Here is a 25918-nt window from a genome sequence, read left to right on the forward strand (position 1 = left end):
CAAGATAATTCATGAACGGGATGCGCAATGCTTGCCAGTCAACGAAAACAACAGATTTTGCAGATCCTGGCCCGTGACAAGCAGGTCCATTCGGGAGAACTAAGCCAACGTTTTGGTCTCTCTGAAGACTCTATTCGCCGGGATTTACGTGAGTTGGCAGCGGAAGGATTGCTCCAACGAGTCCACGGCGGTGCGTTGCCGATATCAGATGCCATCGCTCCGCTGGAAACCCGCAAATACGTGCAATCTGAGAGTAAACAGGTGGTCGCCAAAAAAGCCGTGGCGCTAATCCAACCGGGCCTGGTGGTTTTCTTAGACGGAGGCACCACCACGCTTGAGCTGGTCAAGCAGCTGCCCGCGAATCTGTCTTTTACCGCCGTCACCCACAGCCCGACGATCGCCGTGGCCCTGGTGGATTTCCCTCAGGTGGAGGTCATCCTGGTGGGAGGGGTGCTGTTCCGTCATTCTGTGGTCACGATGGGAGCGGCGATGCTGGAATCCATTAATCGAATCAATGCTGATCTCTATTTTATGGGCGTGACCGGCATTCATCCACGCGCGGGTTTTACCACCGGTCATTACGAAGAAGCCTGCGTGAAACGCGCCCTGGCGGGGCGGGCAGCCGAAACGGTGGTGATGGCGTCGGCGGATAAACTCAACAGTGCATCGGCATTTGCCATTGGCGAATTAAATATGGCGAGTACGCTGGTGGTTGAACATGACCTTACAGGGGATTTACGGGCGGCCTGTCAGAAACACGGAATGACCCTCATTTAAGCGTTGAGCCCCTGCTCCTGGCGCGTTAGCATGGTTTCTTTACCTTGACGGAGCGCGTATGGGACTGTTTCAACGCATAAAATCTGCGCTGCGCGCGCTGTTTCGTGGCCGCTATCCGTGGCCCGGGCTGGATATTACGCTTTCAGGCGGGCAGAAACTGCATCTGGTCGGCAGTATTCATATGGGCACCCGCGATATGGCCCCCCTGCCGCCGCGTCTGGTCAGTATGATCCAGCAGGCTGACGCGCTGATCGTTGAAGCCGATATCTCCGGAAACGAAACGCCTTTCCGCGACTTGCCTGCTTATCCACCGCTGCGCGAGCGTTTGAGCGAGGCCCATTTTCAACAGCTGGAAAAACTGAGCGATGAACTCGGGCTTTCTCTGGCGCTGTTCGATAGCCAGCCGTTATGGCAAATCGCGATGATTTTACAGGCCACACAGGCGCAGAAGCTGGGTTTACGTCCCGATTACGGGATTGATTACCAGCTGCTGAATGCGGCCCGGGAAGTGGATAAACCGGTGATGGAACTGGAGGGCGCGGAAAGCCAGATAACGCTGCTACGTGAACTGCCGGATAACGGTCTGTCACTGTTGGAAGATACTCTCACCCACTGGCACACCAATGCCCGTTTATTGCAGGTGATGATTGGCTGGTGGATGGAGCAGCCGCCGGGCGATACGCCCTCGCTTCCCAATACCTTCAGCCAGTCGCTGTACGATGTGTTAATGCATCAGCGTAACCTGGCCTGGCAGAAAAAGCTGCACGCGTTGCCGCCTGGGCACTATGTGGTCGCCGTCGGAGCGCTGCATTTATACGGGGAAGGCAATCTGCCCTCGATGCTGAAAGCAGAGCGCAGATAAAAAAGTGGCCAATATTTCTATTGGCCCGTCAAAGAGGAATTTCATCGTTATTATTATCCCGAAGTTTGCACTTCGGATCTTCCGATTGTCGCTCAAAGTAACCATCACTGCCAACATTATTGCGCAAGATAGTACTATTTTTTCGCCGTTCTTCGGGCGTATCCTTACCCTCATTCACTCCGGTTGTAAGAAGGATGGTTATGACTCCGGCCATTAAGTTACTCGAAAAAAACAAGATCCCCTTTACGCTCCACAGCTACGATCACGATCCGCATGAGACCAATTTTGGTGATGAAGTGGTGCGCAAACTCGGCCTCAATGCGGACCAGGTTTACAAAACGCTGCTGGTCGCGATCAACGGCGATATGAAACATCTGGCAGTGGCCGTCACCCCGGTCGCCACGCAGCTCGATCTGAAAAAGGTTGCCAGGGCGTTAGGCGCGAAAAAGGTTGATATGGCCGATCCGATGATTGCCCAGCGCACCACCGGTTATCTGGTCGGCGGTATCAGCCCGTTGGGGCAGAAAAAACGACTGCCCACGCTGATTGACGCCCCGGCGCAAACCTTTGAAACGATCTATGTTTCCGGTGGCAAACGCGGGCTGGATATTGAACTGACGGCGGTGAGTCTGGCAAAAATGTTGGATGCAAAATTCGCGGACATTGCACGGCGAGATTAAGGTTCTCAGGGCGGGTAGCCGGTCAGCGCAGCGCCGCCGGGCAGTATACGTCATCGCCCGGCAGCGCATGCTGCCGGGCCGCATAAAGTGAACTTACTGCCAGCTCACTTCCCCTTTCGGTTCGTAAGCGCTCACGTCCAACGGTGAGCTCTGCTCGATATACTGTTTCAGCACTTCGGCATCGATAAATCCGGTATTCACATAGCCCGGTTTGGTGTCGATGTGCGGATAACCGTCACCGCCGGTTGCGTTAAAACTCAGGGTCGCCATACGGTAGTTTTTGTTCGGATCGATTGGCTCACCTTTGATTTTCAGATCAGTTAGCTGGCCGCCTTTCGCCACAAAACTGACGTTGGCAAACTGCGGATAGGCCCCGGAGTCGGGCTTCATCTGCGCGACCGCAGTCAGGTATTCCGTCACCTCTTTCCCGGTCATATCGACGTAGACCACCACGTTACCGAATGGCTGCACCTTAAGCACGTCTTTGTAGGTGATGTTGCCTGCTTCAATCGAATCACGGATCCCGCCGCCGCTCATGACCCCAAAGTCTGCACTGGTTCGCGCCATTTGTGCGGCGAGGATCAGGTGGCCCATGTTGGTCTGTACGAAACGCACCTTGCTGCGATCGCCCTCGAGATGACCGTTCACTTCACCGACTTTTACGCCGAGCTGCGCTTTGCCTTTATTCTGGAACGGCGTCAGCAGCGACAACATCTGCGGGTTCTCAGGGATTTGCGGGGTGTACAGTACGCGCTCGCTCTGGCCATTGTCATAGGTGACCTTTTTCTTCAGGTTCACCGGGATCAGCTGATAATGCACCAGCTTCATCTCGCCGTTGCGGAACTCAAAGTCCGCCCGTCCGACGTATTTGCCCCACTCATGAGCCTGCACAATCCAGATACCGTTCTGTTTATCTGGCGCGCAAGGCGTACCCGGCACGTAATCAACCTGCTTTTTGTTCTCGGAGGCCATACACACCGGATCCTGCGAGTGACCGCCCACAATCATCGCCAACGAACCGGCTGGCAGACTGCGCGCCATTTCGACGTCGCCTGCGGCGTTAGAGCCATGGTTGCCGTTGTCGTAGTGGCCCATGTGCGTGGCAGCCAGAATGACATCCGGTTTTTGCGTTTGCTGGAGTTCCTGAATCACCAGCTTCGCTTCCTGCGCTGGATTACGGAATTCAATATCGGTGAAGTTTTCCGGGTTACCGATTTTCGCAGTGTCATCGGTGGTTAAACCCATCACCGCAATTTTCAGCCCCTGGCGATTAAACAGCGCCCAGGGTTTGAACAGGCGTTCGCCGGTGCTTTTCTGATAGATATTGGCGGAGATGAACGGGAATTTGGACCATTTCTCCTGCTGGCGTAACACCGTCAGCGGATTGTCGAACTCATGGTTACCCACCGCCATTGCGTCATAGCCAATCAGGTTCATGCCGCGGAAATCGGGCTCCGCATCCTGCAAATCCGATTCCGGCACGCCGGTGTTAATGTCGCCGCCGGAGAGCAGCAGCACGCTGCCGCCTTCCGCCGCCACATCCTTACGAATGCCATCCACCAGCGACTTTTGCGCCGCCAGACCGTACTCGCCGTATTCGCTGCGCCAGAAATGGCCGTGGTGATCGTTGGTATGCAGGATAGTAATTTTGTAGGTTTTATCCTGCTCATACGCCTGCGCCTGTAGGCTGGTCAGCGACCATGCTGCCAGCATCGCCAGCGCCACACCGCGTTTCAAACATTTCATGACTCTCTCCCTGACTGAATGACAAGTGCAGAAATTACAATGAGTAACAAGGATAGACAAATATGTTTTCAGTATTGAGACTTTCTTCAAACGTCTGAGCCAGTTATCTTAGTCTGATAATTATTACACAGTCGATTTTCCCCAACGTCGCAAACCAACTATTAAAGTGAAATCTATGGCAATCAGTGAAACCAGTTCGACGCTGTCAGGCACCTCTGCGCCGCCACAAAAGGCCAAAACCTCGTTTGGTATTTTGGGCGCTATTAGCCTTTCGCACCTGCTCAATGACATGATCCAGTCGCTTATCCTGGCGATCTACCCGCTGTTACAGGCTGAGTTTTCGCTCACCTTTGTACAAATCGGGATGATTACCCTCACCTTCCAGCTTACCTCGTCGCTACTCCAGCCGGTAGTGGGTTACTGGACCGATAAATATCCGATGCCGTGGTCGCTGCCGATTGGCATGTGCTTTACCCTTAGCGGGTTGGTATTGCTGGCGATGGCGGGCAGTTTTGAGGCCGTGGTGCTGGCCGCCGCCCTGGTCGGGACCGGATCATCGGTGTTCCATCCGGAGTCTTCCCGCGTGGCTCGCATGGCGTCCGGGGGCCGTCATGGCCTGGCACAATCGATCTTCCAGGTGGGAGGGAATTTCGGCAGTTCGCTCGGCCCATTGCTGGCCGCGTTGATTATCGCCCCGTATGGCAAAGGTAACGTGGCCTGGTTCGTGCTGGCGGCCCTGCTGGCTATCGTGGTATTGGCGCAAATCAGCCGCTGGTACGCCGCACAGCACCGGATGAACAAAGGCAAACCCAAAGCGCCAATTATCAATCCATTGCCGCGTAACAAGGTTATCCTCGCGGTAAGCGTGCTGTTACTGCTGATTTTCTCGAAATACTTCTATATGGCAAGCATCAGCAGCTATTACACCTTTTATCTGATGCATAAATTCGGTTTATCGGTACAAAATGCGCAGTTCCATCTGTTCGCCTTCCTTTTCGCGGTCGCCGCCGGAACGGTGATTGGCGGGCCTCTGGGCGATAAGATTGGGCGTAAATATGTTATTTGGGGCTCTATCCTCGGCGTTGCACCGTTCACGCTTGTTTTACCCTACGCCACGCTGGAATGGACCGGAATTTTAACGGTGATCATTGGATTTATCCTTGCTTCGGCGTTTTCGGCCATTCTGGTGTATGCCCAGGAGCTGTTACCGGGCCGAATTGGTATGGTTTCAGGCCTGTTCTTTGGCTTCGCCTTTGGCATGGGTGGCCTGGGAGCTGCCGTACTGGGGGTGGTTGCCGACCACACCAGTATTGAAGAGGTCTATAAAATATGCGCTTTCCTTCCATTATTGGGGATGTTGACCATATTCCTGCCTGACAACCGACATAAAGCCTAACTTTCTGGCCGCCAGAGTAAATATCTGGCGGCTCACCCCCTAGGATTTGTCTGCCTTCCTGACATTTAATGGTCTCTCTTTGCCAATTCGTGCATTTTTCGCCGCTAATTCCCTTTTTCTTCTAAATTCAACAATTATTCATAAACGGAATGGCTAATTTTGTCATAAACTGTTACTCGGTTTTTTGGCTTTTTAGCCAGAAATGGATCCACCAGCCACGAAAGGAGACGGAATGCATCACGCGACACCGCTTATCACCACCATTGTAGGGGGGCTCGTCCTCGCCTTCATCTTCGGCATGATTGCCAACAAACTGCGTATTTCTCCACTGGTAGGCTATTTGTTAGCAGGCGTATTGTCCGGCCCCTTTACCCCAGGCTTCGTGGCCGATACCAAACTGGCCCCTGAACTGGCTGAACTCGGCGTGATTTTGCTGATGTTTGGCGTCGGTCTGCACTTCTCTCTCAAGGATTTGATGGCGGTAAAGGCCATCGCCATTCCCGGCGCGATTGCCCAAATAGCCGTGGCAACGTTGCTGGGTGTGGCGCTTTCAGCGGGATTAGGCTGGTCGCTGATGACCGGCATCGTTTTTGGTTTATGTCTCTCCACCGCCAGTACCGTGGTACTGCTGCGTGCGCTTGAGGAAAGACAGCTGATAGACAGTCAGCGCGGGCAAATCGCCATCGGCTGGCTGATTGTTGAAGATCTGGTGATGGTGCTGACGCTGGTCATGCTGCCCGCCATTGCCAGCATGATGGAACAAGGCGATGTGGGCTTTGCGACGCTGGCCCTTGATTTAAGCCTGACCATCGGCAAAGTGATTGCCTTTATTGCCGTGATGCTGCTGGTGGGCCGCCGCCTGGTGCCGTGGATCCTCGCCCGCAGCGCCGCCACTGGCTCCCGTGAACTCTTTACCCTCTCGGTGCTGGCGCTGGCGCTGGGCATCGCTTTTGGGGCGGTTGAGCTATTCGACGTCTCCTTCGCCCTTGGCGCATTCTTTGCCGGGATGGTGCTTAACGAATCCGAACTGAGCCATCGCGCCGCGCACGATACCCTGCCGCTGCGCGATGCGTTTGCGGTGCTGTTCTTCGTTTCTGTCGGGATGTTGTTCGACCCGATGGTGCTTATCGAGCAGCCGCTGGCGGTGCTGGGCACTCTGGCGATTATTATCTTCGGTAAATCGGTGGCTGCCTTTGGCCTGGTGCGCCTGTTCGGTCACTCACAGCGTACCGCCCTGACGATCGCCACCAGCCTCGCACAGATCGGTGAATTCGCCTTTATCCTTGCCGGCCTTGGCATGGCGCTGGATCTGCTGCCGCAGGCCGGACAGAATCTGGTGCTGGCAGGGGCGATTCTGTCGATCATGCTCAACCCGGTGCTGTTTGCGGTACTGGAAAAATACCTCGCGAAGACCGAAACCCTTGAAGAGCAGACCCTGGAAGAAGCGATTGAGGACGAAAAACAGATCCCGGTGGATATTTGCAATCATGCGCTGCTGGTCGGGTTTGGTCGCGTTGGCAGCCTGCTAGGCGAAAAGCTACTGGCGCAGGGTATTCCGTTGGTGGTGATTGAAACCTCGCGCACCCGCGTGGATGAGCTCCGCGAGCGCGGCATTCGTGCGGTGCTGGGCAATGCGGCGAGCGAAGAGATCATGAATCTGGCGCATCTGGACTGCGCCCGCTGGCTGCTGCTGACCATTCCAAACGGCTACGAGGCCGGAGAGATCGTCGCGTCGGCCAAAGAGAAATGCCCCAACATTGAAATTATCGCCCGCGCGCATTATGACGACGAGGTGGATTACATCTCCGAGCGCGGGGCCAATAAAGTGGTAATGGGCGAACGCGAGATTGCCAATACCATGATGACGCTACTGGAAAATTCGACTGTGGCGGATTAAAAATCGCGTAACCCCGGTCAGCGTCGCGCCACCGGGCTTTTGGCATTAATGCCCGACGGCGCGTTGCTGATCGGGCCTACAAAATCAGGTGCTCTTAGCGATCCCAGTAGGACTCTTCCAGGCTGTCTTCGCGTTCCGGCAAGCCGCGCGTCAGGCGCGGCGAGTGCTGGTTCAGCACCTGATAGCTCACGCGGTTGGCGTATTTACACACCTGCGCTAACGAAGAGTAGGTCAGCCAGGTAAAGGCATGTTTGCTGGAGTTCGGTACATTGCTCCGGTGGTAGTTATTGGCGGTGATATCGTGCAGCAGCGCCGCCAGGGCACCGTCGCCCGCGCCGTTGGTGTTCATGATTTTCTCAGGGCCGCCCATATATGGCGCAATGTGCGAGTAAATGCGCAGCGGCTGTTTACAGTCTTTGTGACGCATCGCGCGACTGAACTCGTACTGGTTGAATTCGGCAATTGCCCCCGGCAGCAGCGGATGCTGCGTCAGCCGTTTCTTTTCGTCTTCGGTAAAGCCTGCCATGTACAGACCCACTGGCCCGGCGGTACACAGCACTAAGTCAACCCAATCCAATGCTTTATCCGATGCCAGCAGCGGATCGGCAATGCCGGTCAGCGCTTCGGCTTCTTCTTCATTCATCGCCAGAATCGACACGTTTTCTTTAAGGAAATCCTGCCACCAGGCCGGGTTATCCGCGATCACGTATTTGGTACCCAGGGTCAGAACCACCGGCACGTTATGTTTTTTGGCGTACTCCACGGCTTTCATGGTCGCATCGCGCATCGGTTCGCCCGGCTTACAACGTACCAGATAAGAGGTCAGCACCAGCGCGGAGGCACCGGCAATCACCTCTTCCGGAATATTCTCGGCACGCAGCTGGTTCATGTGCCCTGGGCTGATGGCAAAGGTGCGCTCGCCGCTGTCGCTGATCAGCGTAAAACAGCGACCTATCGGGCCATTAACGCCTTGCAGATAATTGAGATCGGTTCGGCTGGAGGTGTTGCACAGATAGCGGTAGGCATAGCCGCCGATTTCGATGTTGCTGCACATTACGCCGAGCAGGACCGAACGGTCATCGGCCAGCACCGAGTAGTTGTGCATGGTGTTGCCGATGGTGCCCCCGGCAAACTGGTGGGTAATCAGGTTGTCACGCACCAGTTCCTGATAAAGCGCATCCGCCACGTCATCTTCAATGACCAGCGAGTGCCCGCTGCTCAGACCGTAGCGGGCGACAAACGCGTCATCCACTTTGGCTTCGATATCCACCAGCGTCTGATCGATACCGACTACCCACGAGGCATTATTGTTTTCAGTTTCGGGCTGGATTTGCTGCAATAGCGGATCACGGGCGTTAACGGGAAAGTAGTGTTTGGACTTGCGTTTACCGGGAAATTTCATGGGTGCGGTCTGGTGGCTGTGAACAAGCGGAGAATAGTAGCATATTCCCCGCCCTTTCGCTGCCCCGTGCTGCGTGTTCAGCGGTACGGTGCGGTCAGGTTGACCATCATCTCAATGTGCTCCGCCGAGGCATTCAGCGCAGGGATGTATTCATACTTCACGCCCCCCGCTTCGAGGAAGAACTCTTTGTTCTGCACCGCGATTTCCTCCAGCGTTTCCAGACAGTCAGCCGAGAATCCGGGGCACATCACCTGCACGTGCTTCACGCCTTTCTCGCCGAGCATTTTCAGCGTTTCGTCGGTGTACGGCATCAACCAGGGCTCACGACCAAAGCGCGACTGGAAGGTCATCATCACTTTATCCGGCGAAATATCGAGCGCAGATACCAGCTCACGGGTGGTATCACGACAGCGCTGCGGATAGTCGTCGCCCTCATCGGCGTAGCGCTGCGGAATGCCGTGGAAAGAGAGCAGTAGCACGTCCGGTTCACCGTGTTGAGCAAACGAGGCCCGTACGCTACTGACCAACGCCTGAATGTAGTCGCCGTCGTCGGCGTAATCGCGAATAAACGAGATACCTGGAATATGGCGTTTGGTCGCCAGAATTCGCGCCAGTTCATCCCACACCGCAGCAACGGTTGAGCAGGAATATTGCGGATATAGCGGCAGCACCACGATATGGTCGACGTCATGGGCCAACAGTTCTTCAACGGCGCTTGCCAGAGACGGTGAGCCATAGCTCATCCCGAGCGCAACCGGCGTGTCGGGTAAACGCTGCGCCAGAGCCTTTTGCTGTTGACGACTGTAGACCATCAGCGGCGAGCCTTCTTCCATCCATACCGACTGATAGAGTTTTGCCACACGTGGTGAACGCAACGGCAGGATCACGCCGCGAAGAATCGGCCACCACAGGGCTCGTGGGGTATCAACCACGCGGCCATCGCTCAGAAACTGACGCAGATAGCGTTTCACCGCGTCAGGCGTGGGTGCATCGGGCGTGCCGAGGTTAGCTAACAGAATACCGGTTTTCGTCTGACGCATTACCGCCTCTTATTCGTTTAAATGGCTGATAATTGTAGCTGAAAAGGGCGTCGGAGAAACCCATTGTTACGATAGGTGAGAATAATTCTCACCCGGAGAACCCGGGTGAGAGGTCCTGCGGATTAACCGAGGATTTTTGCCAGTTCAGCGCGAACGTCAGCCACGGCCTGAGTACCGTCAACTTTGACATACTGGGTATTGCCAGCCTGCGCTTCTTTGGAGTAGTAGCCGATCAGTGGCGCGGTCATCTGATGGTATTCCACCAGGCGCTTACGCACGGTTTCTTCCTGATCGTCTTTACGGGTGGTCAGCTCTTCGCCGGTCACGTCGTCTTTACCTTCCACCTTCGGCGGATTGAATTTAACGTGATATACACGGCCAGAGGCAGCGTGTACGCGACGACCGACGATACGGTCAACGATCAGCTCGTCCGGTACCGCGAACTCCAGGACGTAATCCACGTTGATGCCCGCTTCTTTCATGGCATCAGCCTGTGGAATGGTGCGCGGGAAGCCGTCGAGCAGGAAACCGTTACGGCAGTCTTCCTGAGCAATGCGCTCTTTCACCAGGGCGATAACCAGCTCATCGGTCACCAGCTTGCCAGCGTCCATGATGTCTTTCGCCTGTTTGCCCAGCTCAGAGCCTGACTTCACTGCGGCGCGCAGCATGTCACCGGTGGAGATCTGCGGAATACCGTACTTCTCCATGATGAACTGCGCCTGAGTTCCTTTACCCGCGCCCGGAGCGCCAAGCAGAATAATACGCATTGCGAAAATCCCCTCAAATGTCGATTCAATTTTTCAAAAGCGCTAAACGATACCACCAGACGGCGGCTCGCTCAAGGAAGGCGGGCGGGCTGAAACGGTTAACGGCGGGATTTATTCGGCTGTTGCACGCAGGCCCGGTAAGCTTTGCGTCACCGGGCACCACGAAATCGCCCGGCGACGCGTTGCCTGCCGGGCCGGTCAAACAATGGTTAAGACACCAGCAGCTGGTTCATGCGTTTGATGAACAGGTTCGGATCTTCCAGCGTGCCGCGCTCGGCGAACAGTGCCTGATCCAGCAGCAGCTCAACCCATTCGCCGAACTGTGCGTCGTCCTGTGTATCGGCTGCGCGTTTCACCAGCGCGTGGTCCGGGTTCAGTTCGAAGATATACTTCACTTCCGGCACGCTCTGGCCCGCAGCGGCAAACAGTTTCGCCATCTGAGTGCTCATTTCGTCGGCTTCTGTGGTAACAATCGCCGGGGTGTCGGTCAGACGATGGGTCAGACGCACCTCTTTCACGCGCTCGCCCAACAGGGTTTTCACGCGATCAACGAACGGCTCCAGCGCTTTTTCAGCTTCTTTGGTGGTTTCATCCACTTCATCCGCCAGCTTGTCGAGCGACTCGTCGGCTTTCGCCACCGACTGGAACGCTTTGCCGTCGAATTCGGTCAGGTAGCTCATCATCCACTCATCGATGCGGTCAGACAGCAGCAGGACTTCGATGCCTTTCTTACGCAGCAGTTCCAGATGCGGGCTGCTTTTCGCCGCTGCATAGCTGTCAGCGGTGATGTAGTAGATTTTCTCCTGCCCTTCTTTCATCCGTGAGACGTAGTCTTCAAGAGACACGGTCTGCTCGGACGAGTCGGTATGGGTGGAGGCAAAGCGCAACAGCTTAGCGATGGTCTGCTGATTAACGGTGTCTTCCGCTGGGCCTTCTTTCAGCACCAGGCCGAACTGTTTCCAGAAGGTCTGATATTTCTCCGCGTCGTCTTTCGCCAGTTTTTCCAGCATTTGCAGGGCGCGTTTGCTCAGCGCGGTGCGCAGGTTACGGGTGACGCTGCTGTCCTGCAGAATTTCACGGGAGACGTTTAGCGGCAGATCGTTGGAATCAATCAGGCCACGGATAAAGCGCAGGTAGTTCGGCATGAACTGCTCGGCTTCGTCCATGATGAACACGCGCTGAACGTACAGTTTCAGGCCATGCTTGTGATCGCGGTTCCACATGTCCCACGGGGCCTGTGCCGGGATGTACAGCAGGCTGGTGTATTCCTGCTTCCCTTCCACGCGGTTATGGCTCCAGGCCAGCGGGTCGGTAAAGTCGTGGGCGATGTGCTTGTAGAATTCGTTGTATTCGTCGTCTTTGATTTCAGACTTATTGCGCGTCCACAGCGCCTGGGCTTTGTTGATTTTTTCCCAGGAGACCACGGTTTCACCGTCAACCTCTTCGGTCTTTTCAATCTCAACCGGCAGGGCGATGTGATCGGAGTATTTGCTGATGATAGAACGCACGCGCCAGTCGTTGAGGAAGTCATCTTCACCTTCGCGCAGATGCAGGGTGATTTCGGTCCCGCGATCGGCTTTGGTGATGTCCGCGACGGTGTATTCACCCTCGCCTTCTGATTCCCAGAACACACCGTTTTCAGCGCTGTCACCTGCCGCACGGGTGCGCACGGTGACTTTGTCGGCAACGATAAATGCCGAGTAGAAACCAACCCCGAACTGACCAATCAACTGGCTGTCTTTCGCCTGATCAGAACCCATTGACTGCAGGAAGGCTTTGGTGCCGGATTTAGCAATAGTACCGAGGTGATCAACCACCTCATCGCGGTTCATGCCGATGCCGTTATCGGCAATGGTCAGAGTGCGTTTTTCTTTATCGAAAGAGACGCGCACGCGCAGGTCGCCATCCCCTTCATACAGGGAGGCGTCGGACAGCGCGCGGAAACGCAGCTTATCCGCCGCATCGGAGGCGTTGGAGATAAGCTCACGCAGGAAAATTTCTTTATTGGAGTACAGCGAATGGATCATCAGGTGCAGAAGCTGTTTGACCTCTGACTGGAAACCGCGGGTTTCTTGTCCTTTCATCGGAAAATTCCTCAATGCCAAATTAAACAGAGTAATAAAAGCGTTGAGGGGGAGATGGGGCTGAGGGAGAGGCTTTTCAAGCGGGAGAACGCGATTGTCCTCCCGATTGGTTAAAAACGAATCTTATGACGTCCGGCGAGGGAGTGCGACAGCGTGGTGCCATCGACCATTTCCAGCTCGCCGCCGACCGGCACGCCGTGGGCGATACGGCTGGCTTCAACGCCATACTGTCCGCAAAGTTCGGCAATGTAGTTCGCGGTCGCTTCACCTTCCACCGTCGGATTCGTGGCGAGGATAACCTCTTTCATCTGCTCGCTGCTTAAACGCTGCTCAAGGCGGTCGAGGCCGATGTCGTCCGGGCCGATGCCGTCGAGCGGTGACAGGTGTCCCATCAGCACGAAATAGCGGCCAGAAAACTGTCCGGTTTGCTCAATGGCATAGATGTCTGCCGGGCTTTCTACCACGCATAATTGGCCATTTTCCTGACGACGCGGGTTCGAACAAATGTTGCAGATATCTTGTTCGGTAAAGGTGCGGCAATCGGTACAGTGACCAATTTCAGACATCGCCCGGGTGAGAGCCTGCGCCAGACGCATACCACCGCTGCGATCGCGCTGGAGCAAGGTAAACGCCATGCGTTGGGCGGACTTAGGGCCGACGCCCGGCAGGCAGCGAAGGGATTCCATCAGGGCGGTAAGTAAAGGACTGGTTTGCATCGCTCAGACTTCTAAAAAAAGAGTGGGCCATAGCCTAACATTAGCCCCGCCGACGGGTATAGAAAAAGATACGCCCTCTGCACGATGCCGCGCAGAGGGCGATGATCAGGCGCGCTGGGAATCCAGCTGCTCCTGATTTGTCACCACGTCCTGCGCTTTCTGATAGCTTTCCATCAGCAGCGGATATTCGGTGAAGACGCCGGACCACAGATTCGCCCATTCCTGCGCGTCATCGCGGTTCCAGGTGTGCTGAATTTCTGCGGTGACCGCGGCCATATCCACCGGTACAACGCCCGCTTGCATGACACGTGCCAGAGAAATTTCCTGCGCCATTTTAGAATAGGTGCCGGAAGCATCGATGACCGCGAAGACTTTAAAACCTTCCGCCGCCGCGCTGATCGCCGGGAACGCCATGCAGACGCTGGTCACGGTGCCAGCAATAATCAGGGTTTTACGCCCGGTGGCTTTGACCGCCGCCACGAACTCCGGGTTATCCCAGGCGTTGATTTCACCTTTGCGCGGCACGTACTGCGCGTGCGGCGCATATTTGTGGATTTCCGGGATCAGCGGCCCATTCGGCCCTTGCGGTACCGAGGCCGTCGTGATCACCGGCAGTTTTGCCAGGGTCGCCATTTTGGCGAGTACCGTGGCGTGGGTACGTAACGTGGTCATCGGCATGTCATGCACCAGCTGGAACAAGCCACTTTGGTGGTCGATCAATAACAGTACCGCGTCGCTTGGGTCAATCATCGGTTTTTGTCCGTTAAAATTTGCAGGGGTCATCTTTTTGTTCTCCATCTCGTTGAAAATGAACGGCTACCGCTTCGATAGCCGTTTGCTTTTACGCCACCGTCTGACCAAATCGACCCGCGTTGAAGTCGTCAATGGCCTGATTAATTTCTTCCCGGGTGTTCATCACGAACGGCCCGTAGCCTTCCACCGGCTCATTCAGCGGCTCACCGCTGAGAACCAGCACCACCGCGTCGTTATTGGCTTCGATCGTCACGTTTTCACCTTTAGCATCCAGCACCACCAGTTGCGCTTCACGCGCCACTTCCTGGTTGTTCACCTGCACCGTGCCTTTGAGTACCACCAGTGCGGTGTTCCAGCCATCAGGCAGGTTCAGCGTGGTGAGACCATGCGGGTTAAGGCGCAAATCGAGAATGCGCATCGGCGAAAAGGTTCGCGCCGGGCCTTTGTGACCGTCCAGTTCACCGGCAATCACTCGCGCCAGTCCGGCGTTATCCGCTAATGTGACCTGCGGAATGTCGCCATCAACTATCGACTGATACGCCGGCGGCGTTGATTTGTCTTTCGCCGGGAGATTCACCCACAGTTGCACCATTTCCAGGGTGCCGCCCCTCTCACTGAAGGCCGGAGAGTGAAACTCTTCGTGCAAAATGCCGCTGCCTGCGGTCATCCACTGCACGTCACCGGGGCCAATCACCCCGCCGCTGCCGGTGGAGTCGCGGTGTGCCACTTCGCCTTTGTAGACGATGGTCACCGTTTCAAAACCGCGATGTGGATGGACATCCACCCCGCGCTGGCCTTTGTTGCTCGGCTTAAATTCTGCCGGGCCTGCGTAATCCAGCAGCAGGAACGGGCTCAGCTGCTGAGCGAATTTGGCGTACGAAAACAGGGAACGTACCGGGAATCCGTCGCCCACCCAGTGGGATTTTGGGGCTGAATACACGCCAAGAATTGATTTCATGATTGTCTCCAGGACACGTTGTTGCGATGAGATAAAGCTTATACGTAAGACATTTCTTGCGGTAGACTGAAAAAATGAACTCAGTGTTCCATTTACAGGACAATAAAATGCAGGATCTCAACGATCTGTGGTATTTCGTGCAGGTGGTGGATAACGGAGGTTTTTCGCCAGCCAGTCGCGCAATCGGCATTCCGAAATCACGCCTCAGCCGCCGTATTGCGCTGCTGGAAGAACGGCTGGAAACGCGTCTGATCCAGCGATCCACCCGCAGTTTTACGGTGACCGAAGCCGGGCAGATTTTTTATCGGCATTGCAAAGCGATGATGATCGAAGCCGAGGCGGCGCAGGAGGCTATTAACACGCTGCGGGCCGAACCGCGCGGGGTTATCCGTCTCACCTGCCCGATTACGCTGCTGCACGTGCATATCGGTGAGATGCTGGCGCAGTTTATGGCTCGCTATCCGCAGGTCACCGTCCAGCTGGAAGAGACCAACCGCCGGGTGGATGTCCATAATGAAAACGTCGATATCGCCATTCGTGTGCGCCCATTACCCCTGGAAGACAGTGATTTGGTGATGCGCAGGCTGGCGGACAGAAGCATGTGTCTGGTGGCGAGCCCGGAATTAGTAGCGCAATTTGGTACCCCGCATTCCCCGGCTGACCTTCAACATTGGCCGAGCCTGGCGCTGAGTAAGCCGCAGCAGGTTTATCGCTGGTGTCTGCTGGGGCCGGATAAGCAGGACGTGACCTTGCATCACACGCCGCGATACATCACAACCGATATGATTGCCCTGCGCAGCGCAGCGCTGGCCGGGGTCGGCATTGTGCAGCTGCCATTATTGATGTTGAAAGAGCAGATTGCCGCCGGAACGCTGGTGCATTTGCTGCCTGAATGGCGTACCCGACGGGAAATTATTCACGCAGTATTTCCTTCCCGGCGCGGTCAGCTTCCGGCGGTGCGGGCGTTGATTGATTTTCTGGCAGAGCAGTATGCAGGGTTTGATGAGGAGTAACTGGCGGGGTGTTGAAAAGCAACACCCTCTGCGAAGAGAGGGTGTCTGATGTCATCAGAATGGCATCTTGAAGCCCGGTGGCAGCTGCATCCCTGAGGATACACCGGCCATTTTTTCTTTCTGGGTTTCTTCGATACGGCGTGCAGCGTCGTTGAACGCCGCGGCCACCAAATCTTCCAGCATATCTTTATCGTCTTCGAGCAGGCTCGGATCGATCTCAATGCGACGGCAGTTGTGCGCCCCGTTAATGGTCACTTTCACCAGGCCTGCACCAGACTCACCGGTCACTTCCAGTTGAGCGATTTCTTCCTGCGCTTTCTGCATTTTTTCTTGCATCTGCTGGGCCTGTTTCATCAGGTTACCCAGACCGCCTTTTCCACCAAACATAGGCTTATCTCTCAGTCAGTCATGTTAAAGGTTAAACCGCAAGCCGGGCTTGCAGTCAAATGGGTCGAATACTGTCTTCGTCCAGATCCGCATCGAAGAAACGACGCAGGGTCTGAATATTGTTATCGGCAACGATCGCCTCGCGCGCCTGCGCAAGCTTCTCTTCGTAAATGGCCTGACGCCACTCCAGCGGCGTACGCACCGCGGGATTATCATCTTCCACGATAGTGAGTTCAACCGGTTGGCCGGTTAATTCACTCATTGCTTCGGTCAGGACCTTTTGTGCCCCGCCATTATTCAGATGACGCTGGGAAGGTCGCAGGTGCAGACAAACGCGGCTGCCGTCCTGCTCTTTCCACGCATTCAGCGCGACCTGTTCTACCAGTTTAGGCAATTTTAGCTGACTCACCTCTGCCGCCCAGCTGTCGCGCTCTACGGCTTCGACCGCCAGCTTCGCCGCCAGTTCTGGCGTTTTCTCATGCTCAAGCGCCTTCTTCAGCGCTTTCGGAGTGGCGACTTCTTCCTTCACCTCTTCAACGAGGGTTGTCGCTTTCCAACGGTAAGCTTCTTTTTTCTGCGGACGCTGTTCTTCCAGCGCCGTTGGAGACGGGCGCGCCTGAACGCGTTCCGTGACCGAGGCCAGTCTCTCCAGCGCAGCACTGTTCACCGGCCGCGCGCGGGATGCGGCTGCCGGTTCACTCTTTTTTGCTTTGGGTGCTCCCTGAGCGCGTTGCAATTGGCTGCGGGCGGCCAGCACCTGGCTGGTCGATTCCGGTAGCGCTTCGCTTTGATACCCGGGAGCCGCAGGCGTGGGTTGCTGCGCCACCTGCGTCGGATGCATTACCGCCGTCGGGGCGACGGGGGCAAAGGATTGCGGCTGCACTTCCGGTTCCGGCAACGGCTGACGCGGATGAAACGCCAGCGCGCGCAGCAGGGTCATTTCGATTCCCATCCGGCGGTCGGGCGCATACGGCAGCTCTTTGCGGCCAATCAACAGCGTCTGGTAATAAAGCTGGATATCGGCTGGCGGCACGGTTCGCGCCAGTTCACGCATCCGGTGTTCGACCACCGCCATGTCACTGCCAAGCGCCGACGGTGACAGCTGGACCATCGCGATGCGATGCAGCAGGCTTTGCATTTCGACCAGCAGCGCTTCCCATTCGATTCCACGGGCAGCGGCTTCGTGAATCAGCGTCATCACCTGTTCGCCATTGGCCGCTACCAGGGCTTCAATCAGCGACAGTGCCTGATCGTCGTCGAGCGTGCCGAGCATGGTGCTGACAGTCGCCGCGCTCAGCTGGCCATCCCCACTCGCAATCGCCTGATCGGTCAGGCTCAGCGCATCGCGCAGGCTGCCGTCGGCGGCGCGGGCAATCAATTGCAGGGCGCGTTGCTCAGAGGAAATATGCTCTTCGCCGAGAATATGTTCCAACTGCTGGCGAATCTGATCGACATCAAGCGCCTTGAGATGGAACTGTAAACAACGGGAAAGTATGGTCACCGGCAGCTTTTGCGGATCGGTGGTCGCCAGCAGGAATTTCACATGCGACGGCGGCTCTTCCAGCGTTTTCAGTAGCGCGTTAAAGCTATGGCGCGAGAGCATGTGCACTTCATCGATCAGGTAGACCTTGAAGCGACCACGCGCCGGGGCGTACTGCACGTTGTCCAGCAGGTCGCGGGTATCTTCAACTTTGGTGCGCGAGGCGGCATCGATTTCAATCAAATCGACAAAGCGGCCCTGCTCGATTTCACGGCAGTTATCGCAGACGCCGCACGGCGTGGCGGTGATGCCGCTTTCGCAGTTCAGCCCCTTCGCCAGCAAACGTGCGATGGAGGTTTTACCGACGCCACGGGTGCCGGAAAACAGGTACGCATGATGGATACGACCGGATGTCAGGCCGTTCGCCAGTGCGGTCAGCACATGTTCCTGGCCGACAACGTCAGCAAAGGTTTGTGGTCGCCATTTTCGGGCTAAGACCTGATAACTCATTGGCAGGCTCTGCAACGCTGGAAGGTGGAATACAGGAGGGTAATGCTAACACAACCTCACCCGTTGGGCGAGGCTGTGGCGTCCGGGATCAATGACCCGGGAAAGGCACCAGGCTAAAGCAATTAATGCCCTGGCTTTCCAGGCGCTGTTGACCGCCCAGATCGAACAGATTAATGATGAACGCGGCGTCGGTCACTTCACCGCCGAGACGGCGAATCAGCTTCACGGTGGCTTCAATGGTGCCGCCGGTAGCCAGCAGGTCATCAACCACCAGCACTTTGTCACCCGGCTGGATGGCATCAATGTGGATTTCCAGCTGATCGGTGCCGTATTCCAGTTCGTAGCTTTCAGCGATGGTTTCACGCGGCAGTTTGCGCGGTTTACGTACGGGTACAAAACCTACGCCGAGCGCCAGCGCGACCGGAGCACCAAACAGGAAGCCACGCGCCTCGGTACCCACCACTTTGGTGATACCCATGTTCTTAAAACGCTCGGTCAGCAGTTCGATGCTGAGCGCGTAGGCTTTCGGATCTTCCATTAAACTGGTGACATCGCGGAAAAGAATGCCAGGTTTTGGATAGTCCTGGATGCTTTTGATGCTGTTTTTCAGAAATTCAAGCTGCTGTGCAGTTGCGGTCATAGGTGTATGCCTGATTAAAACGGTGTTACTCACAAGGCGCCTCTCTTAGGCTGAGTAAAGTTACACTTGCTTAACTTTTAACCCGCCGGGCCCGTGCTCGAAAACGCCAGAATGTACTGGCAGTCAACGATAAATGCAATAACCATTACCTGCATTATTATTTTTGTTGTTTTGCATCAACCACCGGGATACGCCAAAGGAAAATCAGCAGGCAGGCGAGGATGCCCAGCAGCAAAAAACGCACCCACATTATCTTGACCAGCCACAGGGAAATGGCAAAGGTCACCAGGGTGACAATAATCGCCCGCGATTTGGCCCCCGGCGGCATGGCTTTATGTTCCTGCCAGTGGCGCAGATAGCCGCCAAACCATGAGCGGTAGAGCAGCCAATGGTGGAATCGCGGGGACGATTGCGCAAAGCACCAGGCCGCCAGCAGGATAAATGGCGTGGTCGGTAAAAGAGGTAAAAACACGCCCAGCGTGCCTAACACTACCGCCAGCCAGCCAATGATGTTTAGAATGGTCCGTTTCATAGTCAGAATACTTATCAAACTGAACGGCAAATGTAGCACAGGCCACTGTCCTTTCGAGGGAGAAAAACATGAAAACTGACCTGTTACTGCAATCGCTGGATTCACAGCTTTCACGCCTGGAGGCAGACGTCGCGCCGATGGCGTTCCATGCCACCCTGGGGGCGCGTTTTGACCGCCAGCTTTTTCGCACCCGTAGCTCATTCCTGCAGGCGTGTGTGGAAGAAGCCCGAGGAAATCTGAAAGCCCTGCATCAGGCGGTAGAAAAGCAGCAGTTGGAGCAGGTGCAGTGGCTGGCGGAGCATTTGGTGGCCCAACTTGAGGCTATCGCCCGGGAAAGCGCCGCCTGGTCGCTGCGCGGCTGGGATAATGGCTCCCCTGCCCTGACCCGCTGGCAGCGCAAACGTCTACAGCATCAGGAGTACGAACGCCGACTGCTGGAGATGACCCGGGAAAGACGCCAGCAGTTAGCGCAGGCCACCACGCTTGCGGATCAGCAGCGCCTTTCGCGGGAAGTAGAGGCGTTTAGCGCCAGGCTGGCACGCTGTCGCGGGGCGCTGGAGAATATCGAAAACGTACTGGCGCGCATGACGCGCTAACAGGAGAGAGTATGTCGCTGGAGAACGCCCCGGATGATGTCAAACTGGCGGTGGATTTGATCATGCTGCTGGAAGAGCATCATATTGCGCCCGAAACGGTGTTACGCGCGCTGGAGATCGTCACGCGGGATTTTGAGCGTAAAGTTAAGCCCGCTTCGGGGACGACGGAATAACGGTCTCTCTCCCTGATCAGGGAGAGAGTAAATACCGACTCACACGCCCGCTGGCGTGGGGTCATCCCCTTTCACGTCGCGCTTCACTTCCGTCACTTCATCACCCTTTTCATTACGCAGATGCACTTCCAGCTGATTGAAGGCAATGTTGATGCCGTTTTCACGGCACAGCCGGTCAATAGTGCGGTTGAGCTCATCGACGGTATAACTGCGATCGCGCAACTCCCGCACGTACAGACGCAATTCGTGATCCAGCGTGCTCGGGCCAAAGGTGGTAAAGAACACCGCCGGTTCTGGCTCGTGCATCACTTTCGGATGCTCCATCGCCGCCTGCAATAGCACCTCTTTGACCTTATCCAGGTCCGAACCGTAGGCCACGCCGAGGCGTATCACCACGCGGGTAATGGTGTCACTCAGTGACCAGTTGATCAGGCGCTCGGTCACGAACGCTTTGTTTGGGATGATCACTTCTTTGCGGTCAAAGTCGGTGATCGTCGTGGCACGAATACGGATCTTGCTCACCGAACCCGAGAAGGTGCCGATGGTCACCGTATCGCCAATACGCACCGGGCGTTCGAAGAGGATGATCAGGCCGGAAACGAAATTCCCGAAAATTTCCTGTAAGCCGAAGCCGAGACCGACCGACAGCGCGGCAGCCAGCCATTGCAGTTTGTCCCACGACACGCCGAGCGATCCGAAGATGGTCATCGCCCCGACGGCGATAATCACGTAGTTCAGGATGGTGGTGATTGCGTACGACGCGCCCTGGCGCATGTTCAACCGCGAGAGCACCAGCACTTCCAGCAGGCCCGGTAAGTTGCGGATTAACGCCCAGGCCACCGCCAGCGCAATCAGCGCAAACAGCAGGCTGCCGAGCGTCACGTTCCGCAGCACCTCCGCCCCGGCTTCGGTCACGTTGTAGTGCCACAGTGTAATGCTGTCGAGATAGGCGAAAACGGTAATCAAATCAGACCAGATAGCCCAGAACATCACCCCAAACAGCGCCACCATTACCAGCATGGTGATACGCAGCGTCTGCTGGTTCACGTCTTCCAGCGCGATGGTCGGCTCTTCCTGCGGTTCAGCCCCTTCCGCGCCCTCTTTCACCATGTGCTGACGACGCGCCAGCGCACGGCGATAGGCAATACGGCGGGCGGCCACGCTCAGGCCACGCAACACGGTCTGGTAAATCAGGTTCCACAGAATGACCAGATACACAGTTTCAATCCAGCGTCCGGCCAGGCGCAGCGTGGTGTAGAAATAGCCCGTCGCGGTGAGCACCATCAGCGCCACCGGCACAATCGCCAGAATGGTGATGGTGAGCAGGCGCAGACCGTGCGATTCCTTATCCCGCCAACTGTCGCGGCACATCGGCCAGACCAGGATGGTGATCAACAGTAGGTTGAGGAAAATCGTAAACTGGCCGAGCACGTCGTCCATCAAATGCAAGGGTGAAAGCTCGGCTTCTACCGACCAGAAGTGCAGCGGCAACAGCGCGAGGCTGAGGCGGACAATCTGGCGACGCCAGTGGCTGGTCAGCTTCGGCGGCATGTTGAAATGGGTGATCGCCACCCCATTTTTCTCGAGCACTTTCCAGCACACGCCGAACACCAGCCAGAACAGCGCCAGCTTTTTACTGAACGCCCACAGCAGATCGCTGACGTTTAGCTGCATGGTCAGCAGGATCAATCCCACCGCCAGGATCAGCATCACCACCGGCAGGGCACGGATCAGATCGATCAGAATCGCTTTCGGGGTGTGGAGCTGGCTGTCGTTGCGTAACTGCCCCACTTCCGAGGCCAGTTTTTGCTGATAGCTGCGCAGCCACTTCAGACGCCAGCGAATAAGACCGGCGATCAGCAGCAACGGCAGTCCGGCAAGGAACGCGACAAATACCGCAGGCCAGGCTTTTTCCCAGTTCACGGTGAGTGTCATCTTGCTGAACTGCTCTTTCAGCGACGACGGGAAGGATTTAATCCACTCCCAATCCATCGGCTTGTTACTGTTCACCCAGAAAATCTGCTGGGTGAGAATGGAACGCAAGCTTTTCGACACGCTCATCAGTTGCTGCTGGTTCACCTGCAGATTGATGGCCATCATCAGCTGGTTACCCAGCTGCTTGTTCATCTGATCCAACAGTTCGCGGCGCATGTCGACCACCTGATTCAACGCATCGGTGACATCGTCATTAACGTCAGCACTGTGCCCTTCTTCGAGCTTCGCCACGTAGTCATCGCTCTGGAATAAGGCATCGCGCTGCTGGTTGATTTCAAACTGCTCCAGACGCAGGTCCGCGATGCGGTTGGTCATATCTTCCAGTTCATCCGCAGACGGTAGGGTCTGCTGTTCCTGGTAAAGAATACGCGACAGCAGCAGGCTGCCCTTAAGCATCGAGATTTGTTCTTTGATGTTGCGTTCGGATTGCAGCGCCCGGTCGAGCCAGTTTTTGACGCGGATGTTCTGCTGCACCAGCTGGTTGCCGCTTTCGGTGGCTTTGATCAAACGCTCGCTGAGCTGATGGTTCACATCGAGCTCCTGCTTCACCAGCGGGTTAGCCTGAATACGCGCCGCGTCGTCCGGAGAAACCGCTTCCTGCGCCGTTTTTTCGGTCAGCGTCAAGCGCTTGCTGTTTACCGCTTCCTGCAAAAGCTGAAGTTGATGCTGAAGGCGGTTGCTGTTGGCGGTCACAAAGTCACGCTGCTTCTGCAACGTGTCCTGCAACACGGTATTGCCTGCGAGGCTCTTGCGCTGCTGGTCGAGTTCCGCATTGAGTAACGCCTGCTGCACCAGCAACATGGTTTGCTGGGTCGGGCGCAGGGCGTCTTCCCCGACGGTAGTACCGTTCAGGCGATTACGAATTTGCTGAAGCTGCTGCGAGGCGTTATACATGGCGTTCTGCACGCGCTCGGGTTGCGTTTGCAGGGACACCAGCTGACTGTTATAGGTGGCGATATCGTTTTGCGCCGTCTGGAGCTGATCGAGAATGTCGCTTACCCGTGCCTCAAGCTGACGCATTGAGAGCTGATTCAGGGTCTTACGGGTTTCTTGGTCGCTGTCGGCATCGCCCAGCGCATTCAGGCTATCGGTGGCCTGACGCATCTTGGCGGGAGCCTGATCGATCTGCTGTTTCAGCAGCGCGGTTTCGTCCTTGACGCGATCGATTTTATCGAGCAGTTGCAGAGTGTCCGACAAGTCCTGCTCGATAAGCTTATCCTGCGGCGTGAGTTCTTTTTTCTTGGTCAGGGTCGTCAGTTGCTTTTGCACATCTGCTCTGTCAGGCAGATCGGTCGCGCCCGGCGCACGCGCCTGACTGACGCGGGTAGCGGCAAAGAAGAAGATCAAAACGACGATTAACGCGGAGAGTGATTTACGCCAGAAAGTGTTGTGCAGCATAGTGTCAGCATGAATGAGTTCAGGGCCGGAACGCCGGGGGTAATTGCCGGCGAAGCATAGCATTTCTGCCCTGAGTCGAATAGCGGTCTGTGCCAGGAAAATTCGACGTCCTCGCGCACAGGATGGTCAGCGCGACGGTACGGCCCTGAGCGTCGGACAAAGCAAATACATTTCAAGCAAGATGGCGACATACGCTCTGGCCTCACTTTTCAGGTCAAAGCTATTCGGGGAAAATAACCAATTCTCAACCAGGCCTGAAATATAACTGCGCATCAGAATCGTCGCACGCCGGGTCAATAAATTGGCCGGTAGCTGCCCGGCCACAATACAGTCTTTGAGAGCACCTTCGATTCGGTCATAACTTTCCAGACAGAGATCGCGCTGAGCCTGCTGCACCACGGCCATTTCGCCCACAAATTCACATTTGTGGAAAATAATTTCCATCATTAAACGGCGGCGTTCCTCTATCACCGTTGCTTCAAGAATATAGACTAGAATCTCCCTAAGAACTGAGAGTGGATCGTCAGGGAATTTTGCCCGATACTCTGACTCTAAACTGCTGATACTGGACTCGGAAATCTGCCAGATTTCACTAAATAAATCGGATTTGTTTTTGAAATGCCAGTAAATTGCTCCACGGGTGACACCAGCCGCTTTTGCAATCTCGGCCAACGAGGTGGATGATACCCCCTGTTGAGAAAACAAGCGCAAGGCAACATCGAGGATGTGTTGCCGTGTTTCCAGCGCTTGTTGTTTGGTTTTTCGTGCCATAGGTTGGTGAATTTACAGAGGTTAGATTTACATACATTTATGAATGTATGTACCATAGCACGACCATAATATAAAGCAGCAATGGGTTTGTGGACATGTGATCCATAGATCAATTTGAAATCGGACACTCGAGGTTTACATATGAACAAAAACAGAGGGTTAACGCCTCTGGCGGTCGTTCTGATGCTTTCAGGCAGCTTAGCGCTTACAGGATGTGACGATAAACAGGCTCAACAAGGAGCAGCGCATACGCCAGAAGTTGGTGTGGTAACGCTCAAAACCGAACCTCTCCAAATCACAACTGAATTACCTGGCCGCACCAGTGCTTTCCGTATCGCAGAAGTTCGTCCTCAGGTGAGTGGCATCATCCTGAAACGCAACTTTACGGAAGGTGGTGAAATCAAGGCTGGCGAGTCTCTGTATCAGATTGATCCGGCAACCTATCAGGCTTCTTACGACAGCGCGAAAGGCGATCTGGCGAAAGCACAAGCCGCAGCCAAAATTGCTCAGGTAACGGTTAACCGTTATCAGAAACTGGTCGGTACGCAATACATCAGTAAACAGGATTACGATACCGCACTGGCGGATGCTCAGCAGGCTAACGCCGCCGTTCTGGCTGCGAAAGCTGCCGTTGAAACGGCACGTATTAACCTGGCCTACACCAAAGTGACTTCCCCTATCGGCGGCCGTATTGGCAAATCTTCCGTTACCGAAGGTGCGCTGGTGCAAAACGGTCAGGCTGATGCGCTGGCGACCGTACAGCAGCTCGACCCTATCTACGTTGATGTGACCCAGTCCAGCAACGATTTCCTGCGTCTGAAGCAGGAACTGACCAGCGGCGCGCTGAAGCAGGTGGATGGCAAAGCAAAAGTCGATCTCGTGACGCAGGACGGTATCAAATATTCGCAGAGCGGTACCCTGGAATTCTCTGATGTCACCGTTGACCAAACCACCGGGTCTATCACCCTGCGTGCCGTCTTCCCGAACCCTGACCATACCCTGCTGCCGGGCATGTTCGTGCGGGCAAAACTGGAAGAAGGGATTAACCCGACGGCGCTGCTGGTACCTCAGCAGGGCGTGACACGTACCCCACGTGGTGATGCCAGCGTAATGCTGGTCGGCGAAGGCGACAAAGTTGAAGTTCGCCAGATTACTGCGACCCAGGCTATCGGCGACAAATGGCTGGTTACCGACGGTCTGAAGACAGGCGATCGCGTCATTGTTTCCGGTTTGCAGAAAGTGAAACCGGGCGCTCAGGTAAAAGCGCAGGAAGTCACTTCTGACGCACAGCAGCAAACTGCAGGTAATACCGCGTCAGAACAGCCTAAGTCTTAACTTAAACAGG

The 25918-nt window shown here is 55.7% G+C and carries 23 protein-coding genes and 1 other annotated feature; of the genes, 9 read left to right on the forward strand and 14 right to left on the reverse strand.

Going from position 1 to position 25918, the window contains the following annotated elements:
- Positions 1–27 precede the first annotated feature (27 nt).
- From SIK69_RS03125 to ybaK, 3 genes are all read left to right on the forward strand, one after another.
- Positions 28–777 carry a DeoR/GlpR family DNA-binding transcription regulator gene (locus SIK69_RS03125; protein ID WP_319785384.1) on the forward strand — a complete coding sequence of 250 codons (750 nt, stop codon included), beginning with the start codon at positions 28–30 and terminating at the stop codon, positions 775–777.
- A 58-nt stretch (positions 778–835) separates the two neighbouring features.
- A complete protein-coding gene (locus SIK69_RS03130) occupies positions 836–1639 on the forward strand; it encodes a TraB/GumN family protein (protein ID WP_319626763.1) in 804 nt (267 codons plus the stop codon).
- Between the two features lie 200 nt (positions 1640–1839).
- Positions 1840–2319, forward strand: coding sequence for a Cys-tRNA(Pro)/Cys-tRNA(Cys) deacylase YbaK (gene ybaK / locus SIK69_RS03135; RefSeq protein WP_319626762.1), 480 nt, complete (start codon positions 1840–1842; stop codon positions 2317–2319).
- Between the two features lie 93 nt (positions 2320–2412).
- On the opposite strand, the gene ushA is transcribed toward ybaK, so the two are convergent.
- Positions 2413–4065, reverse strand: a complete 1653-nt coding sequence (gene ushA / locus SIK69_RS03140; protein ID WP_319785385.1) for a bifunctional UDP-sugar hydrolase/5'-nucleotidase UshA — start codon at positions 4063–4065, stop codon at positions 2413–2415.
- A gap of 175 nt (positions 4066–4240) precedes the next feature.
- On the opposite strand from ushA, the gene SIK69_RS03145 reads away from it, so the two are divergent.
- Both SIK69_RS03145 and ybaL read left to right on the forward strand, forming a co-directional pair.
- Complete coding sequence (locus SIK69_RS03145; RefSeq protein WP_319785386.1) at positions 4241–5461, forward strand: MFS transporter; 1221 nt, start codon at positions 4241–4243, stop codon at positions 5459–5461.
- A gap of 232 nt (positions 5462–5693) precedes the next feature.
- Positions 5694–7358 (forward strand): YbaL family putative K(+) efflux transporter, encoded by a 1665-nt coding sequence (ybaL, locus tag SIK69_RS03150; protein WP_319626759.1) that lies wholly within the window; start codon positions 5694–5696, stop codon positions 7356–7358.
- A gap of 94 nt (positions 7359–7452) precedes the next feature.
- Here ybaL and SIK69_RS03155 read toward each other — a convergent pair whose 3' ends face one another.
- From SIK69_RS03155 to SIK69_RS03185, 7 genes are all read right to left on the reverse strand, one after another.
- Positions 7453–8760 carry an inosine/guanosine kinase gene (locus SIK69_RS03155; RefSeq protein ID WP_319626758.1) on the reverse strand — a complete coding sequence of 436 codons (1308 nt, stop codon included), beginning with the start codon at positions 8758–8760 and terminating at the stop codon, positions 7453–7455.
- A gap of 77 nt (positions 8761–8837) precedes the next feature.
- Positions 8838–9800 carry a ferrochelatase gene (gene hemH / locus SIK69_RS03160; RefSeq protein WP_319785387.1) on the reverse strand — a complete coding sequence of 321 codons (963 nt, stop codon included), beginning with the start codon at positions 9798–9800 and terminating at the stop codon, positions 8838–8840.
- 122 nt (positions 9801–9922) lie between these two features.
- Positions 9923–10567 carry an adenylate kinase gene (gene adk / locus SIK69_RS03165; protein ID WP_319626756.1) on the reverse strand — a complete coding sequence of 215 codons (645 nt, stop codon included), beginning with the start codon at positions 10565–10567 and terminating at the stop codon, positions 9923–9925.
- Positions 10568–10776: 209 nt separating this feature from the next.
- On the reverse strand, positions 10777–12651 hold the full coding sequence (gene htpG, locus SIK69_RS03170; RefSeq protein ID WP_319785388.1) for a molecular chaperone HtpG: 1875 nt from the start codon (positions 12649–12651) through the stop codon (positions 10777–10779).
- 110 nt (positions 12652–12761) lie between these two features.
- On the reverse strand, positions 12762–13367 hold the full coding sequence (gene recR / locus SIK69_RS03175; protein WP_319626754.1) for a recombination mediator RecR: 606 nt from the start codon (positions 13365–13367) through the stop codon (positions 12762–12764).
- Between the two features lie 105 nt (positions 13368–13472).
- Entirely contained in the window at positions 13473–14150 is a 678-nt protein-coding gene (locus SIK69_RS03180) for an isochorismatase family protein (protein WP_319626753.1), read from the reverse strand.
- A 58-nt stretch (positions 14151–14208) separates the two neighbouring features.
- Positions 14209–15078 (reverse strand): pirin family protein, encoded by an 870-nt coding sequence (locus SIK69_RS03185; protein WP_319626752.1) that lies wholly within the window; start codon positions 15076–15078, stop codon positions 14209–14211.
- Positions 15079–15185: 107 nt separating this feature from the next.
- Here SIK69_RS03185 and SIK69_RS03190 point away from each other — a divergent pair, with 107 nt between their 5' ends.
- Positions 15186–16091, forward strand: coding sequence for a LysR family transcriptional regulator (locus SIK69_RS03190; RefSeq protein ID WP_319785389.1), 906 nt, complete (start codon positions 15186–15188; stop codon positions 16089–16091).
- A gap of 54 nt (positions 16092–16145) precedes the next feature.
- Here SIK69_RS03190 and SIK69_RS03195 read toward each other — a convergent pair whose 3' ends face one another.
- From SIK69_RS03195 to SIK69_RS03210, 4 genes are all read right to left on the reverse strand, one after another.
- Positions 16146–16478 (reverse strand): YbaB/EbfC family nucleoid-associated protein, encoded by a 333-nt coding sequence (locus SIK69_RS03195; protein ID WP_319626750.1) that lies wholly within the window; start codon positions 16476–16478, stop codon positions 16146–16148.
- A 55-nt stretch (positions 16479–16533) separates the two neighbouring features.
- Positions 16534–18468, reverse strand: a complete 1935-nt coding sequence (gene dnaX, locus SIK69_RS03200) for a DNA polymerase III subunit gamma/tau (protein WP_319626749.1) — start codon at positions 18466–18468, stop codon at positions 16534–16536.
- Positions 17140–17204, reverse strand: a sequence feature (DnaX frameshifting element). It overlaps the preceding gene by 65 nt.
- An 88-nt stretch (positions 18469–18556) precedes the next feature.
- Positions 18557–19108, reverse strand: a complete 552-nt coding sequence (apt, locus tag SIK69_RS03205) for an adenine phosphoribosyltransferase (protein WP_319626748.1) — start codon at positions 19106–19108, stop codon at positions 18557–18559.
- A 157-nt stretch (positions 19109–19265) separates the two neighbouring features.
- The gene (locus tag SIK69_RS03210; protein ID WP_319626747.1) at positions 19266–19640 is read right to left on the reverse strand and encodes a DUF454 family protein; all 375 of its coding nucleotides are present in this window, start codon (positions 19638–19640) and stop codon (positions 19266–19268) included.
- Positions 19641–19708: 68 nt separating this feature from the next.
- On the opposite strand from SIK69_RS03210, the gene priC reads away from it, so the two are divergent.
- Both priC and rsmS read left to right on the forward strand, forming a co-directional pair.
- Entirely contained in the window at positions 19709–20236 is a 528-nt protein-coding gene (gene priC / locus SIK69_RS03215; protein WP_319626746.1) for a primosomal replication protein N'', read from the forward strand.
- Positions 20237–20247: 11 nt separating this feature from the next.
- Positions 20248–20409: a pleiotropic regulatory protein RsmS gene (gene rsmS, locus SIK69_RS03220; protein ID WP_319626745.1), complete on the forward strand. Its 162-nt coding sequence runs from the start codon at positions 20248–20250 to the stop codon at positions 20407–20409.
- 39 nt (positions 20410–20448) lie between these two features.
- Here the strand turns inward: rsmS and mscK are convergent, their stop codons facing one another.
- Positions 20449–23802, reverse strand: a complete 3354-nt coding sequence (mscK, locus tag SIK69_RS03225; RefSeq protein WP_319785390.1) for a mechanosensitive channel MscK — start codon at positions 23800–23802, stop codon at positions 20449–20451.
- 126 nt (positions 23803–23928) lie between these two features.
- Positions 23929–24573 carry a multidrug efflux transporter transcriptional repressor AcrR gene (gene acrR, locus SIK69_RS03230; RefSeq protein WP_319626744.1) on the reverse strand — a complete coding sequence of 215 codons (645 nt, stop codon included), beginning with the start codon at positions 24571–24573 and terminating at the stop codon, positions 23929–23931.
- A gap of 141 nt (positions 24574–24714) precedes the next feature.
- Between acrR and acrA the strand changes: the two genes are divergently transcribed.
- The gene (gene acrA, locus SIK69_RS03235) at positions 24715–25908 is read left to right on the forward strand and encodes a multidrug efflux RND transporter periplasmic adaptor subunit AcrA (protein ID WP_319626743.1); all 1194 of its coding nucleotides are present in this window, start codon (positions 24715–24717) and stop codon (positions 25906–25908) included.
- The last annotated feature ends 10 nt before the right edge of the window (positions 25909–25918 follow it).

It is taken from the genome of Scandinavium lactucae (genome assembly GCF_033843265.1).
Taxonomy (GTDB): domain Bacteria; phylum Pseudomonadota; class Gammaproteobacteria; order Enterobacterales; family Enterobacteriaceae; genus Scandinavium; species Scandinavium lactucae.

Bases quoted from the DNA above. Each gene is read 5' to 3' on its own strand.
- SIK69_RS03125 (WP_319785384.1), top strand. From the start codon at position 28: ATGCTTGCCAGTCAACGAAAACAACAGATTTTGCAGATCCTGGCCCGT.
- SIK69_RS03130 (WP_319626763.1), top strand. From the start codon at position 836: ATGGGACTGTTTCAACGCATAAAATCTGCGCTGCGCGCGCTGTTTCGT.
- ybaK (WP_319626762.1), top strand. From the start codon at position 1,840: ATGACTCCGGCCATTAAGTTACTCGAAAAAAACAAGATCCCCTTTACG.
- ushA (WP_319785385.1), bottom strand. From the start codon at position 4,065: ATGAAATGTTTGAAACGCGGTGTGGCGCTGGCGATGCTGGCAGCATGG.
- SIK69_RS03145 (WP_319785386.1), top strand. From the start codon at position 4,241: ATGGCAATCAGTGAAACCAGTTCGACGCTGTCAGGCACCTCTGCGCCG.
- ybaL (WP_319626759.1), top strand. From the start codon at position 5,694: ATGCATCACGCGACACCGCTTATCACCACCATTGTAGGGGGGCTCGTC.
- SIK69_RS03155 (WP_319626758.1), bottom strand. From the start codon at position 8,760: ATGAAATTTCCCGGTAAACGCAAGTCCAAACACTACTTTCCCGTTAAC.
- hemH (WP_319785387.1), bottom strand. From the start codon at position 9,800: ATGCGTCAGACGAAAACCGGTATTCTGTTAGCTAACCTCGGCACGCCC.
- adk (WP_319626756.1), bottom strand. From the start codon at position 10,567: ATGCGTATTATTCTGCTTGGCGCTCCGGGCGCGGGTAAAGGAACTCAG.
- htpG (WP_319785388.1), bottom strand. From the start codon at position 12,651: ATGAAAGGACAAGAAACCCGCGGTTTCCAGTCAGAGGTCAAACAGCTT.
- recR (WP_319626754.1), bottom strand. From the start codon at position 13,367: ATGCAAACCAGTCCTTTACTTACCGCCCTGATGGAATCCCTTCGCTGC.
- SIK69_RS03180 (WP_319626753.1), bottom strand. From the start codon at position 14,150: ATGACCCCTGCAAATTTTAACGGACAAAAACCGATGATTGACCCAAGC.
- SIK69_RS03185 (WP_319626752.1), bottom strand. From the start codon at position 15,078: ATGAAATCAATTCTTGGCGTGTATTCAGCCCCAAAATCCCACTGGGTG.
- SIK69_RS03190 (WP_319785389.1), top strand. From the start codon at position 15,186: ATGCAGGATCTCAACGATCTGTGGTATTTCGTGCAGGTGGTGGATAAC.
- SIK69_RS03195 (WP_319626750.1), bottom strand. From the start codon at position 16,478: ATGTTTGGTGGAAAAGGCGGTCTGGGTAACCTGATGAAACAGGCCCAG.
- dnaX (WP_319626749.1), bottom strand. From the start codon at position 18,468: ATGAGTTATCAGGTCTTAGCCCGAAAATGGCGACCACAAACCTTTGCT.
- apt (WP_319626748.1), bottom strand. From the start codon at position 19,108: ATGACCGCAACTGCACAGCAGCTTGAATTTCTGAAAAACAGCATCAAA.
- SIK69_RS03210 (WP_319626747.1), bottom strand. From the start codon at position 19,640: ATGAAACGGACCATTCTAAACATCATTGGCTGGCTGGCGGTAGTGTTA.
- priC (WP_319626746.1), top strand. From the start codon at position 19,709: ATGAAAACTGACCTGTTACTGCAATCGCTGGATTCACAGCTTTCACGC.
- rsmS (WP_319626745.1), top strand. From the start codon at position 20,248: ATGTCGCTGGAGAACGCCCCGGATGATGTCAAACTGGCGGTGGATTTG.
- mscK (WP_319785390.1), bottom strand. From the start codon at position 23,802: ATGCTGCACAACACTTTCTGGCGTAAATCACTCTCCGCGTTAATCGTC.
- acrR (WP_319626744.1), bottom strand. From the start codon at position 24,573: ATGGCACGAAAAACCAAACAACAAGCGCTGGAAACACGGCAACACATC.
- acrA (WP_319626743.1), top strand. From the start codon at position 24,715: ATGAACAAAAACAGAGGGTTAACGCCTCTGGCGGTCGTTCTGATGCTT.